Genomic DNA, 15,429 nt, shown 5'->3' on the forward strand with positions numbered 1-15,429 from the left:
GCCGGAGGCGCGCCGCGGCGTTCGCTCAACGCTTGTAGCGGTGCGGGACGAAGGGCATCGGCGCCACGCGCATGGGCTGGCGCTTGCCCCGAACCTCGGCGAACACCTCGTGGTGGGGCAGGGCGTGGTTGCTGGCCAGATAGGCCATGGCGATCGGCTGATTGACCGACGGTGCCAGGGTGCCGCTCGTCACGTGGCCGAGCTTGTGGCCGGTGGTGTCGACGAGCAGCGCGCCCTCGCGCACCGGCAGGCGCTCCAGGCCGACGAGGCCCACGCGCTTGTTCGTCGTGCCGCTCGCCAGTTGGGAATCGATCACCGATGCGCCGGGATAGCCGCCGTGGCGCGCGCCACCTGCCCGGCGCACCTTCTGGATGGCCCAGGTCAGGCCGGCCTCGACGGGCGTCGTCGCCTCGTTGATGTCGTGGCCGTAGAGGCACAGCCCCGCTTCGAGGCGCAGCGTGTCGCGTGCGCCCAGCCCGACCGGGCGCACCTGTGGCATCGCAAGCAGCGTCCGGGCGAGGTGCTCGGCACGATCGGCCGGCACGGAAATCTCGAAGCCGTCCTCACCCGTGTAGCCCGAGCGGGTGACGAAGCACTCGATGCCGGCAAGCGAAAGCGTCCCGCCGGTCATGAAGGTCAGCGACCCGGCCTTCGGATCGAGGTGCTCGAGCGCCTCGACCGCCTTCGGTCCCTGCAGGGCGAGGAGTGCCTGCTCGGGCATGGGATGCACGCCGCAGCGGTGCCCGATCTGCGTTTGGAGGTGGGCGATGTCCGCCGCCTTGCAGCCCGCGTTGACGATCAGCAGCAGGTCGTTCGCACGACGGGTGATCATCAGGTCGTCGAGGATGCCGCCGCTCGCATTGGTGAAGAACGCGTAGCGCTGCTTGTTGACGGGGAGGTCCACCACGTCGACGGGCACCAGCGTTTCCAGCGCCCGTGCCGCGTCGTCGCCGGTCAGTCGCACCTGGCCCATGTGGGAGACGTCGAAGAGCGCTGCGGCTTCCCGGCAGTGCTTGTGCTCCGCGATGATGCCGCCGGGGTAGTTCACCGGCATCTCGTAGCCAGCGAAGGGAACCATCTTGGCGCCCAGTTCGACGTGGAGTGCGTGGAGCGGGGTCCGGGACAGGGGGGCGGGCTGGGACATGCGGTTCTCCGGCAAGGGCAATCGTTCGGCCACCATGATCGGTGGGGATGCCCTCGCTGTCCGCTTTACCTGAGAGATTGGCGGGGGTTCGTGCCGACACCTGCCGCTTGCCCCTTCGGTGGGCCGGCCCACCCGTTGAAGGGTCACCAGCCTCTCTCCAGTGAGGAACGCACCGTTTCCGGTGCGCTTGCCAGTCCTTTTGCCTGAGCGTTCTCGTGGCGCGGTCAATGCCGCAGTCCCTCGCCACTCGCCTTCGGCGGCCCCGTGAGGGGCTCTCTCCTGACAGCCGCGAGTGTACCCGTTCGCCGCCGGGTTTCGCGGTGCGACGCCGTGCCGTCGGAGTCGTTGCCCGCCCGCCCCGGCAGCGCGGTCACCTCCGGATCCTGGAACGGCCGCGCAGTTCCGAACTTGAGGGCGCCACCCGCGGCATCCGTCACGCAAGCCGGGAACGTTGCCTCCTGTCGCACTCGCTTACGGAAAACGGGTGTTGGCGCAGTACGCGATGACGAAACGAATGACAGAGGCCGTCCTGCTGCTGCAGCGCAGGCGGTCCTGGCTCCACTTACGAATCGGATGTACTGATGAACACGCTCAAGATGCCCGCACGGGCGCCCCTGTTTTCCGTCCTGTGGATCGCCATGCTGGCTGCCGGTTGTGGCGGCGGTGGCGCCGACACGACGACGTCACCCACGGCAGACGCCGCCCCGGCCCCGGTTGTCGGCGTTGCCGAAACCGCGCCCACGGTTGACGTCGCACAGGACGATCACGCCGCTCGGACAAGCTACACCGTCCTTCCCGACGAGGTCGTCGTCAACAACCTCTTCAGTGACGGCCTGAACGGCTGGACCGTCGGAGACGCCGTCCTGGTCAACAGTGCCTTGCGGCCTGGCGGCAAGGCACTCAACGTCGGATGGCGTGCGCTGCAGAACTTCGCACCCGGCGTGGCGATCAAGCCCGGTGTGTCGTACACGGTGAAAGTCCGCGCACGCAATGAGAGGACGACCGGCAGCGCGACCGTCGCGCTGAAGTTCCAGATTCCGCCGTACAACGAGGCCTTCCGTACCAGCAAGGTCGTCGTCACCGGCAACACGTACAAGGACTACGAATTCCAGTTCACGGCGCCGGTCTACACGCGGGCGGAACTCAGCATTCTCGCGAGCGGCACCCGCACCATCGTCGACAGCGTGTCGATGAAGATGCGCTCGGCCATCCCGGTCACCGAACCGGTGCCGGCGGCCACCTATGCCACCACCTCGACGAACGCAAGTGGCTCATTCGTCCCTGCCGGCTACTCGCTGGCTTTCAACGACGAGTTCAACGGCACGACGCTGGACCGCACGAAGTGGCACACCCGCTTCATTTACAACAGCGGCACGAACGACCGCATGCACGACGAGAAGCAGCGTTATCGCGACAACGACAACCACCGCGTCGCCAACGGCGTGCTCAGCCTCGTGGCCCGCAAGGTGCGCAACGACGACCCCAACGGCATCAACTACGAGTCCGGGATGATCCGATCGGACTGGACCACCCGCTACGGCTACTTCGAGGCCCGGGTGAAGATGCCGGGTGGCGTGGGCGTGTGGCCGGCCTTCTGGCTCAACTCCGACGTGTCGGAGAGTGGGCGCCTCGGCTGGCCGCCCGAGATCGACATCTTCGAGTTCGTGAACAACGGCGTCGAGGACAAGGTCGACATGATCCACTCCAACGTGGTGACGAACGATCGCAAGAACTCGCAGGTCTTCTATGCGGACCCTGCCTACAACCTGCAGTGGACCTACTGGAAGGCGCCCTACAGCTTCGCGGATGACTTCCACGTGATCGGTGCCGAATGGACGCCGACCACCGTCACGATGTACATCGACGGCAAGAAGATCTACACCCGCGCATCGACGTGGACGTATGACGATCTCACGCTGGGTGGCCCCGCGCACATCCTGCTCAACCTGGCCATCGGCGGCGCCTGGGCGGGCCGCCATGGCATCGATGACACGGCCTTCCCGCAGGCTCTGCAGATCGACTGGGTGCGGGCCTACAAGAAGAACTGATCGACGCAGCGGTGCACGCACCGCGTGAAAAGCAAACGGCCCCCGGCGCGCAAGCGGCGGGGGCCGTTTTCATGGAACAGCGGGACTCGCCCGCTGCGGCGTCACATGCCCGAGTAGTTCGGGCCGCCGCCGCCTTCGGGCGTCACCCAGACGATGTTCTGGGTGGGGTCCTTGATGTCGCAGGTCTTGCAGTGCACGCAGTTCTGCGCGTTGATCTGCAGGCGGTCGGTGTTGTCGGCGTTCTTGACGAACTCGTAGACACCGGCCGGGCAGTAGCGCGACTCCGGCCCTGCGTACTTGGCGAGGTTCACGTTGACCGGCACCGACGCATCCTTCAGCGTCAGGTGGGCGGGCTGGTGCTCCTCGTGGTTCGTGTTGCTCACGAAGACGCTGCTGAGGCGGTCGAAGGTGATCTTGCCGTCGGGCTTCGGGTAGACGATCTGCGGGAACTCCGACGCCGGGCGCAACATCGCGTGGTCGGGCACCGTGCGGCGCTTGGTCCACGGCGGCGTCTTGATGCCGAGCTTCGGCAGCAGCCAGTACTCGATGCCGTTCATCAGGCCGCCCACCATGTTGCCGAGCTTGAACCAGCCCTTGAAGTTGCGCGAGGCGTGCAGTTCCTCGTGCAGCCAGCTCTTCTCGAAGGCGGCCGGGTAGGCGCTCAGCTCGTCATGCTGGCGCCCTGCGGTGACCGCCTCGAAGAGGGCGTCCGCGGCGAGCATGCCGGTCTTGATGGCCGCGTGGCTGCCCTTGATGCGGGCGCCGTTCAGGAAGCCGGCGTCGCAGCCGACCAGCAGGCCGCCCGGGAAGACGGGCTTGGGCAGACTCAGCAGGCCGCCGGTCGTGATGGCGCGCGCGCCGTAACTCAGGCGTTTGCCGCCCTCGAGGTATTTGAGGATCGCCGGATGGGTCTTCCAGCGCTGCATTTCCTCGAACGGGCTGATCCACGGGTTGGCGTAGTCGAGGCCGGTGACCAGGCCCAGCGTGACCTTGTTGTCCTCCAGGTGGTACATGAAGCCGCCACCGTAGGTGCTGTCATCCATCGGCCAGCCGGCCGTGTGGACGACGAGACCGGCGCGGTGCTTGGCCGGGTCAATCTCCCAGAGTTCCTTCACGCCGATGGCGTAGGCCTGGGGGTCGCGGCCGGCATCGAGCTTGAACTTGCCGATGAGCTGCTTGCCCAGGTGCCCGCGCGAGCCTTCGGCGAACACGGTGTACTTGCCATGCAGTTCCATGCCGAGCTGGAAGTTCTCGTTCGGCTGGCCATCCTTGCCGATGCCCAGGTTGCCGGTGGCGACGCCCTTGACCCGGCCCTGCTCGTCGTACAGCACTTCGGCAGCGGGGAAGCCGGGGAAGATCTCGACGCCCAGGGCTTCGGCCTGCTGCGCCATCCAGCGCACCACGTTGCCCAGGCTGATGGCGTAGTTGCCTTCGTTGTGGAAGTTGTTCGGGATGAGCCACTTCGGGAACGACAACGAGCCCGTCTTGGTGAGCCACATCACTTCGTCGGCCGTGACCGGCTGGTTGAGCGGGGCGCCTTGCGCTTTCCAGTCGGGGATCAGCTCGGTGAGGGCCTGCGGGTCCATCACGGCACCGCTCAGGATGTGGGCCCCCGGCTCGGACCCCTTCTCCAGCACGACCACGGAGATGTCCTTCTCCTGCTTGGCCGCCAGCTGCTTGAGGCGGATGGCGGTGGCCAACCCTGCCGGGCCGCCGCCTACGACGACGACGTCGTACTCCATGGCTTCGCGCGGACCGTACTGGGCGAGAATTTCTTGGGGGGTCATGCAGTCTCCTTGAATCAGGCGTTCAATCAGTTCAACGCGCATTCTAATTGGCGCAAGCGGCGAAAACGAACGGTCGTTCTATGATGCGGCGCGCACGCCACGCCCGGAGGGCCCGTGCTATCTTCATCGCTCGACGACGAACGAATGAACGAGGAGATTTGCATGAGCTACAGCATCGACCTGTCCGGGCGCGTGGCGCTGGTCACCGGCGCTTCGAGCGGACTGGGCGAGCAGTTCGCCAAGACGCTGGCCGCTGCGGGCGCCGCCGTGGTGCTGGCCGGCCGCCGGGTGGAGCGCCTCAAGACGCTGCGCGCCGAGATTGAGGCCGCCGGTGGTGACGCCCACGTGGTGGCGCTCGACGTCACCGATCACGACAGCATCAAGGCGGCCGTTGCCCACGCCGAAACGGAGATGGGCACGCTCGACATCCTGGTCAACAACTCCGGCGTGAGCACCACGCAGAAGCTCACCGACGTGTCCCCCGAGGACTACGACTACGTGATGGACACCAACACCAAGGGTGCCTTCTTCGTGGCGCAGGAGGTGGGCAAGCGCATGCTCGCCCGCGCGCGCGGCGCGGCGCCCGGCACCTTCACCGGCGGGCGCATCGTCAACATCGCCTCGATGGCAGGCCTGAAGCCCCTGAGCCAGATCGGCGTGTACGCCATGAGCAAGGCGGCCGTCGTCCACATGACCCGGGCCATGGCGCTGGAGTGGGGCCGCTTCGGCATCAACGTCAACGCCATCTGCCCCGGCTACATCGACACCGAGATCAACCACCACCACTGGCAGACCGAGCAGGGGCAGAAGCTGATCAGCATGATGCCGCGCAAGCGCATCGGTCAGCCGAAGGACCTAGACGCCGTGCTCATGCTGCTGTGCTCCAACGAAAGCCACTTCATCAACGGCGCCGTGATCCAGGCCGACGATGGCTTTGCGATCTGATCGTTGATGAGAGCCTTGTCCTTGCTGGAAGCCCGCGTGCTGGGGGTGCTGATCGAAAAGGCGCACACCGTGCCGGACAGCTATCCGCTGTCCCTGAACGCCCTGGTGGGCGGGTGCAACCAGAAGACGGCCCGAGAGCCGGTGATCAACGCGGCCGAGTCGGAGGTGCAGTCCGCCGTCGATGCGCTGAAGGCGCTGCATCTGGTGTTCGAGTCCAGCGGGTCGCGCGTCACCCGCTACGAGCACAACCTCGGCCGCGCGCTGGCGCTGCCGTCGGCCTCCGTGGCGTTGCTGGCCGTGCTGATGCTGCGCGGCCCGCAGACCAGTTCCGAGTTGCGCAGCAACAGCGAACGCCTGCATCGCTTCGCCGATGTGTCATCGGTCGAGGCGTTCCTCGATGAACTGGCCAACCGCAGCGAGGAAAAGGGCGGCCCGCTGGTCGTCCGGTTGCCTCGCGCGCCCGGTGCACGCGAGTCGCGCTGGACCCATCTCCTCGGCGGGGCCGTCGACCTGACGGCATTGCCGTTGGCAGCGGAGTCGGCCGAGTTCGTGGCCGCGAGCGAACTGGCGGCACTGAAATCCCAGCAGGACGCCATGCAACGTGAAATCGCGACGCTGCAGGCGCTTGTCCAACGGCTTTACACCGAACTCGGGGTGAGCCGCAACGTCTGAGCGACCGGGGCACTTGCTTGGGCTCGCATTGGCCCGCACGAGAATGGCGTGCGGCGTCGGTGACCCTCGACGTTGGCCGGGTGATGGGCACGGCGGTGGTGCTGCAGGTCGTCAGCGGGGCGTGGCTGCTGCGGCGTGGCGGCCGGCGGTTGCGCTCACGCTGCCACCGAGCCGCGAACCCTGGCCATGCTGAGCCCGGTGTCGGCGGCCCCGGGTTGACAGCGCCGGCGGCACGCCACACACTTAACCCCATGGTTGAACGAAACGAGCTGGATCTCGTCTTCGCGGCACTGGCTGACCCGACGCGTCGGGAGGTGCTGCAGACGCTGGAATCCGGGAGCCGCAGCGTCGGCGAACTGGCGCAGCCCCATGCGATGTCGCTGCCCGGGTTCATGAAGCACCTGTCGGTGCTGGAGGCCGCCGGCCTCATTTCCCGTGTGAAGGAGGGCCGCGTGGTCCGGTGCGAACTGACGGCCGAGCCCATGCGGGGTGCGCAGGGCTGGTTGTCCCGCTACGAGGCCTTCTGGAATGACCGGCTCGATGCCCTCGGCCGCTACCTCTACCACCAGGAGGAAATCACCCCATGCCCGACCCCGCCCGCACCGAAGCGCCCCGGCTCCAGCTCCGCCGCCACTACCCGGTCAGCCCCGACAAGGTCTGGCGCGCGTGGACGAACCCGACGGCGCTGACCCGATGGTTCGGACCGGGCGAGCCCGATTCGGTCGTGCTGGCCAACATCGACCTCCGCGTGGGTGGGCGCTACCACATTGCCTTCACCACGCCTGACGGCGAACGCCACGACGTTTCCGGCGAGTACCAGGCCGTGGAGCCCGAGCGCCACCTGGCGTTCACCTGGGCCTGGAAGAGCACGCCTGACCGGGTCTCGCGCGTCGTGATCGATCTGGCACCCGTTGCGGGCGGCACCGAACTCGCCTTCCTGCACGAGAACTTCTTCGACCAGGCCGCGCGCGACAGTCACGAGGGCGGCTGGCTGCCCACCTTCGTGAAACTGGCGCACTTCCTCGAGCCGGCGAAAGGCTGAAGGGCACGAGGCTGTCTACACTCCGGGCTTGCTGCCCACCGCTCAAGCCCGATGCGCCTCGCTGAAATTTCCGCCCGCCTGCAAGCCAGCGGCGCCAAGCCCTGCCATGAGTTCCGCGTGATGCGGCTGTGGTCGCAGGGCCTCGCCCAGGACAGCGGGCGCCGCAAGCCCGAGGATTTTCTTCCGGCCTCCGTGCGCGACGTGCTGCCCGGCGTCGTGGACGAGCTGCACGCGCTGGCGCAAGTGCGTTCCGAGCATGCTGCACAGGACGGATCGGCGCGCCTGCTCGTGGCCTTGCGTGACGGACAGACCGTCGAGACCGTGCTCCTCCCGCGGGATGGCGTCTGCGTGTCCACGCAGGTCGGGTGCGCGGTGGGCTGCCTCTTCTGCATGACCGGGCGCGACGGCCTGCTGCGCCAGGTCGGCAGTGCCGAGATCGTCGCGCAGGTGGTGCTGGCCCGGGCGCGGCGGACCATCCGCAGGGTGGTGTTCATGGGCATGGGGGAGCCGGCCCACAACCTGGACAACGTGCTCGACGCGATCCAACTGCTGGGGACGGCGGGCGGCATCGGTCACAAGAACCTGGTGTTTTCGACGGTGGGCGATCCGCGCGTGTTCGAGCGGCTTCCTCTCGGCCCGGTCAAGCCCGCGCTTGCGCTGTCCATCCACACCAGTCGGCCGGACTTGCGAGCGCAGTTGCTGCCGCGCGCGCCCCGCATCGACCCCGCCGACCTGGTGGAGGCCGGGGAGCGCTATGCGCGCACGACCGGCTACCCCATCCAGTACCAGTGGACCTTGCTCGAAGGCGTGAACGACACCGACGAGGAACTCGACGGCATGGTGCGGCTGCTGTCCGGCAAGTACGCGATCATGAACATGATTCCGTACAACACCACCGAGGGCACGGGTTACCGGCGTCCGAGCTGGGAACGGGCGGCCGCCATGTCGAATTACCTGAACCGGCGGGGCGTGCTGGCGCGGCTGCGTCAGTCGGCCGGGCAGGACGTCGAGGGCGGCTGCGGGCAACTGCGGGCGCGCCGGACCATTCCGATTCAGCCGATGGGATGAGCGGCCTTGGCGAGGGCTTCGGCGATGTCCCGCTCGCCCGTGGGGCGTACCACGCGCGCCGCTTCCACGCCGTCGTGCAGCACGATCAGCGTGGGCCAGAGCTTCACCTTGTAGGACCGGCCCAGCGCGCGTCCCGGACCATCCTCGACCTTGATGTGCTGCACGTCGTCACGGCTCCGCAGTGCGGCGGCGATGGCCGGCTGCGCCGCCTGGCAGAAGCCGCACCAGTCGGTGCCGAACTCGACCAGCGTGATGCCGGGACGACCGTCGAGCTCGCGGCGGTCAGGGGCGGAGACGGCGTAGGGCAGGGTGGTATTCATGCGGAACTTGCGGCAAGCGGCATGCCGGGCGCGTCAGGCGCTGAGCAGCTTGTGAACGAGTTCGTGCGTGGTGACGGCGCCATACTTGCGCATCAGCCGGGCACGGTAGACATCCACGGTGCGCGGGCTGATGTCGAGGCGCTTGCCGATCAGCTTGCTGGTCAGCCCGTCGATGAGCAGGGCGGCGATCTCGCGTTCGCGCGGAGTCAGGTCCGCCTTGAGCTGGCGCTGGGCGGAGAGGTCCTCGAACGACCAGATGCCCGAGGCATGGGGCTGCAACGGGTCGAGCGCGCGCCCGGAGACGTGACACCAGAACAGCTCGCCGCGCTGCGGCCCGTCCACCCGCTTCATCACCCGTTCGTCGGCATACCATCCTTGCGCATCGAGACTGGCTTCGATGCGCAGGCCCGTGCGCTCGAATTCCGCATGGGTAGGGTAGAGGAGCTCGAACGACTGACCCACGAGTTGCTCGCGGGCCGCGCCGAACATCTCCAGCAGCTGCTGGTTGCAGTCGATCATCAGGCGGTTGCGCGAGATCACGAGGCCCACGGGGGCCAGGTCGAACGCGGTGCGGTAGTCGAGGTCGATGTTGGGCATGTGCTTAGTGAATTCTACGTAATGAATACCTAATGGGTTACGTAGTACGCTGCGACATCGGATTTTTCACACCATTTTTCAGTTCCGGGAGACGGCGATGAACAAGGTCTACCCCAGCGCCCAGGCGGCTCTGGACGGCGTGGTCCGTGACGGGCAGCTGCTGGCGGTCGGTGGTTTCGGCCTGTGCGGCATTCCCGAGGCGCTGATCGCGGCGCTGCGCGACTCCGGCAAGCGGAACCTCACGGTCATCTCCAACAACGCCGGCGTCGATGGCTTCGGCCTCGGCCAGTTGCTGGAAACGCGGCAGATCCGCAAGATGATTTCCAGCTACGTGGGGGAGAACAAGGAATTCGAGCGCCAGTACCTGGCGGGTGAACTCGAGCTGGAGTTCACCCCGCAGGGCACGCTGGCCGAGAAGCTGCGCGCCGGTGGCGCCGGCATTCCCGCCTTCTTCACGAAGACGGGCGTGGGCACGCTGGTGGCCGAAGGCAAGGAAGTGCGCGAGTTCGATGGCGAGCACTACGTGATGGAGCGGGCGCTGCTCCCGGACGTCAGCCTGGTGAAGGCCCACCGGGCCGACCGCAGCGGCAACCTCGTGTTCCGGCGCACCGCACGCAATTTCAACCCGGCCGTTGCCATGGCGGGCCGCCTGACCGTGGTCGAGGTGGAGGAGATCGTCGAGACGGGTTCGATCGACCCGGACGACGTCCACCTGCCCGGCATCTACGTGCACCGCATCGTCCTCAACGCCCACCCGGAAAAGCGCATCGAGAAGCGCACCCTCCGCGAAACCTCCTCGGGAGCCTGACCATGCCTTGGACCCATGAACAGATGGCCGATCGCGCCGCGCAGGAACTGCAGGACGGGTTCTATGTGAACCTGGGCATCGGCCTGCCCACCCTGGTAGCCAACCATGTGCCGGCCGGCATCGAGGTCTGGCTGCAGAGCGAGAACGGGATGCTCGGCATCGGCCCGTTCCCCACCGAAGACGAGGTCGACCCCGACCTCATCAATGCCGGCAAGCAGACCGTGACGACCATGCCCGGTTCGTCCATCTTCGGCTCCCACGACAGCTTCGCCATGATCCGCGGCGGCAAGATCAACCTCAGCATCCTCGGGGCGATGCAGGTGAGCGCCCAGGGCGATCTGGCGAACTGGATGATCCCGGGCAAGATGGTCAAGGGCATGGGCGGCGCGATGGACCTCGTGGCTGGCGTCGGCCGGGTGCTGGTGCTGATGGAACACGTGGCGCGCAAGAAGGATGGCACCGAAGACCTGAAGATCCTTCCCACCTGCACGCTGCCGCTCACCGGCGTCGGCGTGGTGGACCGCATCATCACCGACCTGGCCGTGATGGACGTCAGGCCCGAAGGCCTTGTCGTGGTGGAGATGGCGCCGGGCGTGTCACGCGACGAACTCCAGCGCAAGACCGGCGTGCCGCTGAAGTGAGTCTTGCGGGGTGGCGCCTGCGCGAGGCGCCCGCCGGAGGCGCAGCGCGGCGCGGCGCAGCGAAAGCGTTGCTCCGCGAGGCGGCACGAGCTCCCTGCCTGTGCCTCAGATGCCGCCCAGGCAGACGTACTTCATCTCCAGGTAGTCATCGATGCCGTGACGCGAACCCTCGCGGCCCAGGCCCGACTGCTTCACCCCGCCGAAGGGCACTTCGGCGGTGGAGATGAGGCCGGTGTTGACCCCGACCATGCCGGCTTCCAGTGCCTCGGCGACGCGGAACACCCGGCCGATGTCTCGGCTGTAGAAGTACGCAGCCAGTCCGAACTCGGTGTCGTTGGCCCGCGCGATGACTTCCTCCTCGGTGTCGAAACGGAACACCGGCGCCACGGGCCCGAAGGTTTCCTCGCGCGCACAGAGCATCTCGGCCGTGGCGCCCGTGAGAACGGTCGGCTCGTAGAACCGGTCGTGGAGGCGGCGCCCCCCCGTCAAGACCGTGGCGCCGCGTTCCACGGCATCGGCCACATGCCGCTCGATCTTGGCCACGGCGTTGTCGTCGATCACCGGGCCCTGCGTCACGCCGGACTCGAACCCGTTGCCCACCTTGATGCCCCGCACACGCTGCGCCAGGCGGGCGACGAACGCATCATGAATGCCGGACTGCACGTAGAGGCGGTTCGCACAGACGCAGGTCTGTCCGCCGTTGCGGTACTTGCTGACGATGGCGCCCTCGACGGCCGCTTCGAGGTCGGCGTCGTCGAAGACGATGAAGGGGGCGTTGCCGCCGAGCTCGAGCGACAGCTTCTTGATGGTCGGGGCGCATTGTGCGGCGAGGATGCGTCCGACCTCGGTGGACCCGGTGAAGGAGAGGTGGCGCACCACTTCGCTTTCGCACAGCACACGCCCGATGTCGGCGGACTTCGCGGCCGTCACCACGTTCAGCACGCCGGGTGGCAAACCCGCACGCAGGCCAAGTTCGGCAACGGCGAGCGCCGACAGCGGCGTCTGGCCGGCCGGCTTCACCACCACGGGACAGCCCGCGGCGAGGGCCGGCCCGACCTTGCGGGTGATCATGGCGATGGGGAAATTCCACGGCGTGATGGCGGCGCACACGCCCATCGGCTGGCGGATCACCAGGTAGCGCTTGGCTGCATCCGTGCTGGGAATGGTCTCGCCGTAGACCCGTCGGCCTTCCTCGGCGAACCATTCGATGAAGCTCGCACCGTAGGCCACCTCGCCGCGAGATTCCGCAAGCGGCTTGCCTTGTTCGGCCGTCATGATGCGGGCCAGGTCGTCGGCGTGCTGCATCATCAGCTGGAACCACTTCATCAGCACGGCGCCCCGCTCCTTGGCGGACTTGGCACGCCAGCCCGGCCACGCGGCCTGCGCGGCGGCGATCGCTTCGCGGGCCTGCTCGACGCCCATGTCCGCCACATCCACCAGCTTCTGCCCGGTGGCGGGGTCGGTCACGTCGAAGCGTGCGTCGCCGCTCACCCACTGCGCGCCGATCAGGGCGTCGGTCTTCAAGAGGCTGGGGTCGAGCAGCTGGGACAAGGGGCTGGTCTGCAGTGCCATGCTGGGGTCTCCTGGTGATGGGCCATGATAAGGCGCGGTCGCCGGACACACCCCTAGGCCGGCGCATGTCCGCACCGGTCGCCACCTATAATCGAAATCCTCGAAAAATCAAGCAGTTGCGCGCCGCTCCACGGCGGCGTTTGCAGAAAGCCACGGCATGAAAGCCTCCGAAATCCGTTCCCAGTTCCTGAAGTTCTTCGAAGCCAAGGGCCACACCATCGTGCCGTCGAGCCCGGTGGTGCCGGGCGACGATCCGACGCTGCTGTTCACCAACGCGGGCATGAACCAGTTCAAGGACGTGTTCCTCGGCTTCGACAAGCGGCCGTACTCGCGCGCGACCACCTCGCAGAAGTGCATCCGCGCCGGCGGCAAGCACAACGACCTTGAGAACGTGGGCTACACCGCGCGCCATCACACCTTCTTCGAGATGCTGGGCAACTTCAGCTTCGGGGACTACTTCAAGCACGATGCCATCCAGTACGCCTGGGAGTTGCTGACCGAGGTCTACAAGCTGCCCAAGGAGAAGCTCTGGGTCACGGTGTACGCCGAGGACGACGAGGCCTACGACATCTGGAACAAGACGGTCGGCGTGCCGGCCGAGCGCATTGTGCGCATCGGCGACAACAAGGGCGCCCGCTACGCCTCGGACAACTTCTGGATGATGGGCGATACAGGCCCCTGCGGCCCGTGCACCGAGATCTTCTACGACCACGGCCCCGAGGTGGCGGGCGGCCCTCCCGGCTCGCCCAACGAGGACGGTGATCGCTACATCGAGATCTGGAACAACGTGTTCATGCAGTTCAACCGCGACGAGGCGGGCGTGATGCACAAGCTGCCCAAGCCGAGCGTGGACACCGGCATGGGCCTCGAGCGCCTGACCGCCGTGCTGCAGCATGTGCACAGCAACTACGAGATCGACACCTTCGTGAACCTGCTGGCCGCGGCCAAGCAGTCGGTGGACGCCGCCGGTGGGGGTGACTGCGACAAGGATTCGCCCTCGCTCAAGGTCATCGCCGACCACATCCGCGCCTGCGCCTTCACGGTGACCGACGGCGTCATTCCGAGCAATGCCGGCCGCGGCTACGTGCTTCGCCGCATCGCCCGTCGTGCGATCCGCCACGGGTACAAGCTCGGGGCGCGCAAGCCGTTCTTCCACACCCTGGTGGCTGCGCTGTCCAGGGAAATGGGCGAGGCCTACCCTGAGCTGCGCCAGGCCGAGCAGCGCGTCACCGAGGTGCTCAAGCAGGAAGAGGAGGGCTTCTTCCGCACCATCGCCAACGGCATGGAGATCCTCGAGGCAGCGCTCGCGGGCGGTGCCCGGACGGTGGATGGCGAGACCGCCTTCAAGCTGCACGACACCTACGGTTTTCCGCTCGACCTGACGGCGGACGTCTGCCGCGAGCGCGGCGTCAGCGTCGACAGCGAAGGCTTCGACGCCGCGATGAAGCGCCAGAAGGACAAGGCACGTGCGGCCGGCAAGTTCAAGATGGCCGCGGGCCTCGAGTACACCGGTGCGGCCACCACCTTCCACGGCTACGAGCACTTGCACCGCGAGGTGGCCACGGTCACGGCCCTGTATGTCGACGGCACGCCGGTCGAGGTCGCGCGCCCGGGGGATGACGTCGTCGTGGTGCTCGACGAGACGCCTTTCTACGCTGAAAGCGGCGGCCAGGTGGGCGACACCGGCGAACTGCGCAACGCCAGCACCCGGCTCATCGTGGAAGACACCATCAAGGTCCAGGCGGCCGTGTTCGGCCACCAGGGGCACCTGGCCGAAGGCGAGCTGCGGGTCGGGGACGTCGTCGTCGCCAAGGTGGATGCCGACAAGCGTGCCCGCACCGTGCGCAACCACTCGGCCACGCACCTGATGCACAAGGCCTTGCGCGAAGTGCTGGGCAGCCACGTGCAGCAGAAGGGTTCGCTGGTCACGCCCGAGCGCACCCGCTTCGACTTCGCGCACAACGCGCCGCTGACCGACGCCGAGATCGCGAAGATCGAGGCCATCGTCAACGCCGAGATCCTGGCCAACCACCCGACGCAGGCCCGTGTGCTGCCCATCGACGAGGCCCAGAAGACCGGCGCCGTGATGCTCTTCGGCGAGAAGTACGGCGACGAGGTGCGGGTGCTCGACATCGGTTCCAGCCGCGAGCTGTGTGGCGGCACCCACGTGCAGCGCACCGGTGACATCGGCTTGTTCAAGGTCGTCGCCGAAACCGGCATTCAGGCCGGGGTGCGCCGCATCGAGGCCGTGACGGGCGACAACGCGCTCGCCTACCTGCAGTCGCTCGAGGGCACGGTGCGCCAGGTGGCCGGCACGCTGAAGGCCTCGCCCGCCGAGACGCCAGCGCGCCTGACGCAGGTGCTGGAGCAGATGCGCGCGCTCGAGAAGGAGCTCGCCGCCCTGAAGGGCAAGCTCGCGTCTTCCCAGGGCGACGAACTGCTGCAGCAGGCCGTCGACGTGAAGGGCCTCAAGGTGCTGGCTGCCGTGCTCGACGGCGCGGATGCCAAGGGGCTGCGCGAAACGCTCGACAAACTCAAGGACAAGCTGAAGACCGCTGCCATCGTGCTGGCCGCCGTGGACGGTGGCAAGGTGCAACTCGCCGCAGGCGTGACGGCCGACAGCATCGGTCGCGTGAAGGCGGGGGAACTGGTCAACTTCGTGGCCCAGCAGGTGGGTGGCAAGGGGGGCGGCAAGCCCGACATGGCCATGGCCGGCGGCACCGACCCGTCGCGCCTGACCGAAGCGCTTGCCTCGGTCCAGGCGTGGGTCGCCGAGCGCGCCTGA

The 15,429-nt window shown here is 67.4% G+C and carries 14 protein-coding genes and 2 riboswitches; of the genes, 9 read left to right on the plus strand and 5 right to left on the minus strand.

Going from position 1 to position 15,429, the window contains the following annotated elements; translation table 11 throughout:
- Positions 1-25: 25 nt before the first annotated feature.
- Complete coding sequence (gene gcvT, locus ACSQ2F_RS06600) at positions 26-1,144, minus strand: glycine cleavage system aminomethyltransferase GcvT (RefSeq protein ID WP_436020996.1); 1,119 nt, start codon at positions 1,142-1,144, stop codon at positions 26-28.
- A 46-nt stretch (positions 1,145-1,190) separates the two neighbouring features.
- Positions 1,191-1,315, minus strand: a riboswitch (glycine riboswitch).
- 10 nt (positions 1,316-1,325) lie between these two features.
- Positions 1,326-1,436, minus strand: a riboswitch (glycine riboswitch).
- Between the two features lie 289 nt (positions 1,437-1,725).
- Here gcvT and ACSQ2F_RS06605 point away from each other — a divergent pair.
- Positions 1,726-3,192, plus strand: a complete 1,467-nt coding sequence (locus ACSQ2F_RS06605; protein ID WP_436020998.1) for a family 16 glycosylhydrolase — start codon at positions 1,726-1,728, stop codon at positions 3,190-3,192.
- 101 nt (positions 3,193-3,293) lie between these two features.
- On the opposite strand, the gene ACSQ2F_RS06610 is transcribed toward ACSQ2F_RS06605, so the two are convergent.
- The gene (locus ACSQ2F_RS06610; RefSeq protein WP_436021000.1) at positions 3,294-4,979 is read right to left on the minus strand and encodes an electron transfer flavoprotein-ubiquinone oxidoreductase; all 1,686 of its coding nucleotides are present in this window, start codon (positions 4,977-4,979) and stop codon (positions 3,294-3,296) included.
- A gap of 162 nt (positions 4,980-5,141) precedes the next feature.
- Here ACSQ2F_RS06610 and ACSQ2F_RS06615 point away from each other — a divergent pair, with 162 nt between their 5' ends.
- From ACSQ2F_RS06615 to ACSQ2F_RS06635, 5 genes are all read left to right on the plus strand, one after another.
- Positions 5,142-5,924: an SDR family oxidoreductase gene (locus ACSQ2F_RS06615; protein ID WP_436021002.1), complete on the plus strand. Its 783-nt coding sequence runs from the start codon at positions 5,142-5,144 to the stop codon at positions 5,922-5,924.
- 6 nt (positions 5,925-5,930) lie between these two features.
- Positions 5,931-6,596, plus strand: coding sequence for a YceH family protein (locus ACSQ2F_RS06620; RefSeq protein ID WP_436021004.1), 666 nt, complete (start codon positions 5,931-5,933; stop codon positions 6,594-6,596).
- Positions 6,597-6,847: 251 nt separating this feature from the next.
- Positions 6,848-7,285, plus strand: coding sequence for an ArsR/SmtB family transcription factor (locus ACSQ2F_RS06625; protein ID WP_436021006.1), 438 nt, complete (start codon positions 6,848-6,850; stop codon positions 7,283-7,285).
- Positions 7,180-7,638: an SRPBCC family protein gene (locus ACSQ2F_RS06630; protein ID WP_436021008.1), complete on the plus strand. Its 459-nt coding sequence runs from the start codon at positions 7,180-7,182 to the stop codon at positions 7,636-7,638. The genes ACSQ2F_RS06625 and ACSQ2F_RS06630 overlap by 106 nt, the downstream gene beginning before the upstream one ends.
- A gap of 51 nt (positions 7,639-7,689) precedes the next feature.
- Positions 7,690-8,706 carry an RNA methyltransferase gene (locus ACSQ2F_RS06635; RefSeq protein WP_436021010.1) on the plus strand — a complete coding sequence of 339 codons (1,017 nt, stop codon included), beginning with the start codon at positions 7,690-7,692 and terminating at the stop codon, positions 8,704-8,706.
- On the opposite strand, the gene ACSQ2F_RS06640 is transcribed toward ACSQ2F_RS06635, so the two are convergent.
- Complete coding sequence (locus ACSQ2F_RS06640; protein WP_436021012.1) at positions 8,691-9,026, minus strand: thioredoxin family protein; 336 nt, start codon at positions 9,024-9,026, stop codon at positions 8,691-8,693. The two genes, ACSQ2F_RS06635 and ACSQ2F_RS06640, sit on opposite strands and share 16 nt — an antisense overlap.
- Before the next feature lie 33 nt (positions 9,027-9,059).
- Entirely contained in the window at positions 9,060-9,623 is a 564-nt protein-coding gene (locus ACSQ2F_RS06645) for a LuxR C-terminal-related transcriptional regulator (protein ID WP_436021014.1), read from the minus strand.
- Between the two features lie 97 nt (positions 9,624-9,720).
- Here ACSQ2F_RS06645 and ACSQ2F_RS06650 point away from each other — a divergent pair, with 97 nt between their 5' ends.
- The gene (locus ACSQ2F_RS06650) at positions 9,721-10,431 is read left to right on the plus strand and encodes a CoA transferase subunit A (RefSeq protein ID WP_436021016.1); all 711 of its coding nucleotides are present in this window, start codon (positions 9,721-9,723) and stop codon (positions 10,429-10,431) included.
- Positions 10,432-10,433: 2 nt separating this feature from the next.
- Positions 10,434-11,072 carry a CoA transferase subunit B gene (locus ACSQ2F_RS06655; RefSeq protein WP_436021018.1) on the plus strand — a complete coding sequence of 213 codons (639 nt, stop codon included), beginning with the start codon at positions 10,434-10,436 and terminating at the stop codon, positions 11,070-11,072.
- A 105-nt stretch (positions 11,073-11,177) separates the two neighbouring features.
- Here the strand turns inward: ACSQ2F_RS06655 and ACSQ2F_RS06660 are convergent, their stop codons facing one another.
- Entirely contained in the window at positions 11,178-12,644 is a 1,467-nt protein-coding gene (locus tag ACSQ2F_RS06660) for an NAD-dependent succinate-semialdehyde dehydrogenase (RefSeq protein ID WP_436021020.1), read from the minus strand.
- A 157-nt stretch (positions 12,645-12,801) separates the two neighbouring features.
- On the opposite strand from ACSQ2F_RS06660, the gene alaS reads away from it, so the two are divergent.
- Positions 12,802-15,429, plus strand: a complete 2,628-nt coding sequence (gene alaS / locus ACSQ2F_RS06665; protein ID WP_436021022.1) for an alanine--tRNA ligase — start codon at positions 12,802-12,804, stop codon at positions 15,427-15,429.

The organism is Rhizobacter sp. LjRoot28 (genome assembly GCF_964253025.1).
Taxonomy (GTDB): domain Bacteria; phylum Pseudomonadota; class Gammaproteobacteria; order Burkholderiales; family Burkholderiaceae_C; genus Rhizobacter.

Coding starts and splice junctions, on each gene's coding strand:
- ACSQ2F_RS06640 (WP_436021012.1), bottom strand. CDS start 9,026: ATGAATACCACCCTGCCCTACGCCGTCTCCGCCCCTGACCGCCGCGAG.
- ACSQ2F_RS06660 (WP_436021020.1), bottom strand. CDS start 12,644: ATGGCACTGCAGACCAGCCCCTTGTCCCAGCTGCTCGACCCCAGCCTC.
- ACSQ2F_RS06620 (WP_436021004.1), top strand. CDS start 5,931: ATGAGAGCCTTGTCCTTGCTGGAAGCCCGCGTGCTGGGGGTGCTGATC.
- ACSQ2F_RS06650 (WP_436021016.1), top strand. CDS start 9,721: ATGAACAAGGTCTACCCCAGCGCCCAGGCGGCTCTGGACGGCGTGGTC.
- ACSQ2F_RS06655 (WP_436021018.1), top strand. CDS start 10,434: ATGCCTTGGACCCATGAACAGATGGCCGATCGCGCCGCGCAGGAACTG.
- ACSQ2F_RS06615 (WP_436021002.1), top strand. CDS start 5,142: ATGAGCTACAGCATCGACCTGTCCGGGCGCGTGGCGCTGGTCACCGGC.
- ACSQ2F_RS06630 (WP_436021008.1), top strand. CDS start 7,180: ATGCCCGACCCCGCCCGCACCGAAGCGCCCCGGCTCCAGCTCCGCCGC.
- gcvT (WP_436020996.1), bottom strand. CDS start 1,144: ATGTCCCAGCCCGCCCCCCTGTCCCGGACCCCGCTCCACGCACTCCAC.
- alaS (WP_436021022.1), top strand. CDS start 12,802: ATGAAAGCCTCCGAAATCCGTTCCCAGTTCCTGAAGTTCTTCGAAGCC.
- ACSQ2F_RS06605 (WP_436020998.1), top strand. CDS start 1,726: ATGAACACGCTCAAGATGCCCGCACGGGCGCCCCTGTTTTCCGTCCTG.
- ACSQ2F_RS06625 (WP_436021006.1), top strand. CDS start 6,848: ATGGTTGAACGAAACGAGCTGGATCTCGTCTTCGCGGCACTGGCTGAC.
- ACSQ2F_RS06645 (WP_436021014.1), bottom strand. CDS start 9,623: ATGCCCAACATCGACCTCGACTACCGCACCGCGTTCGACCTGGCCCCC.
- ACSQ2F_RS06635 (WP_436021010.1), top strand. CDS start 7,690: ATGCGCCTCGCTGAAATTTCCGCCCGCCTGCAAGCCAGCGGCGCCAAG.
- ACSQ2F_RS06610 (WP_436021000.1), bottom strand. CDS start 4,979: ATGACCCCCCAAGAAATTCTCGCCCAGTACGGTCCGCGCGAAGCCATG.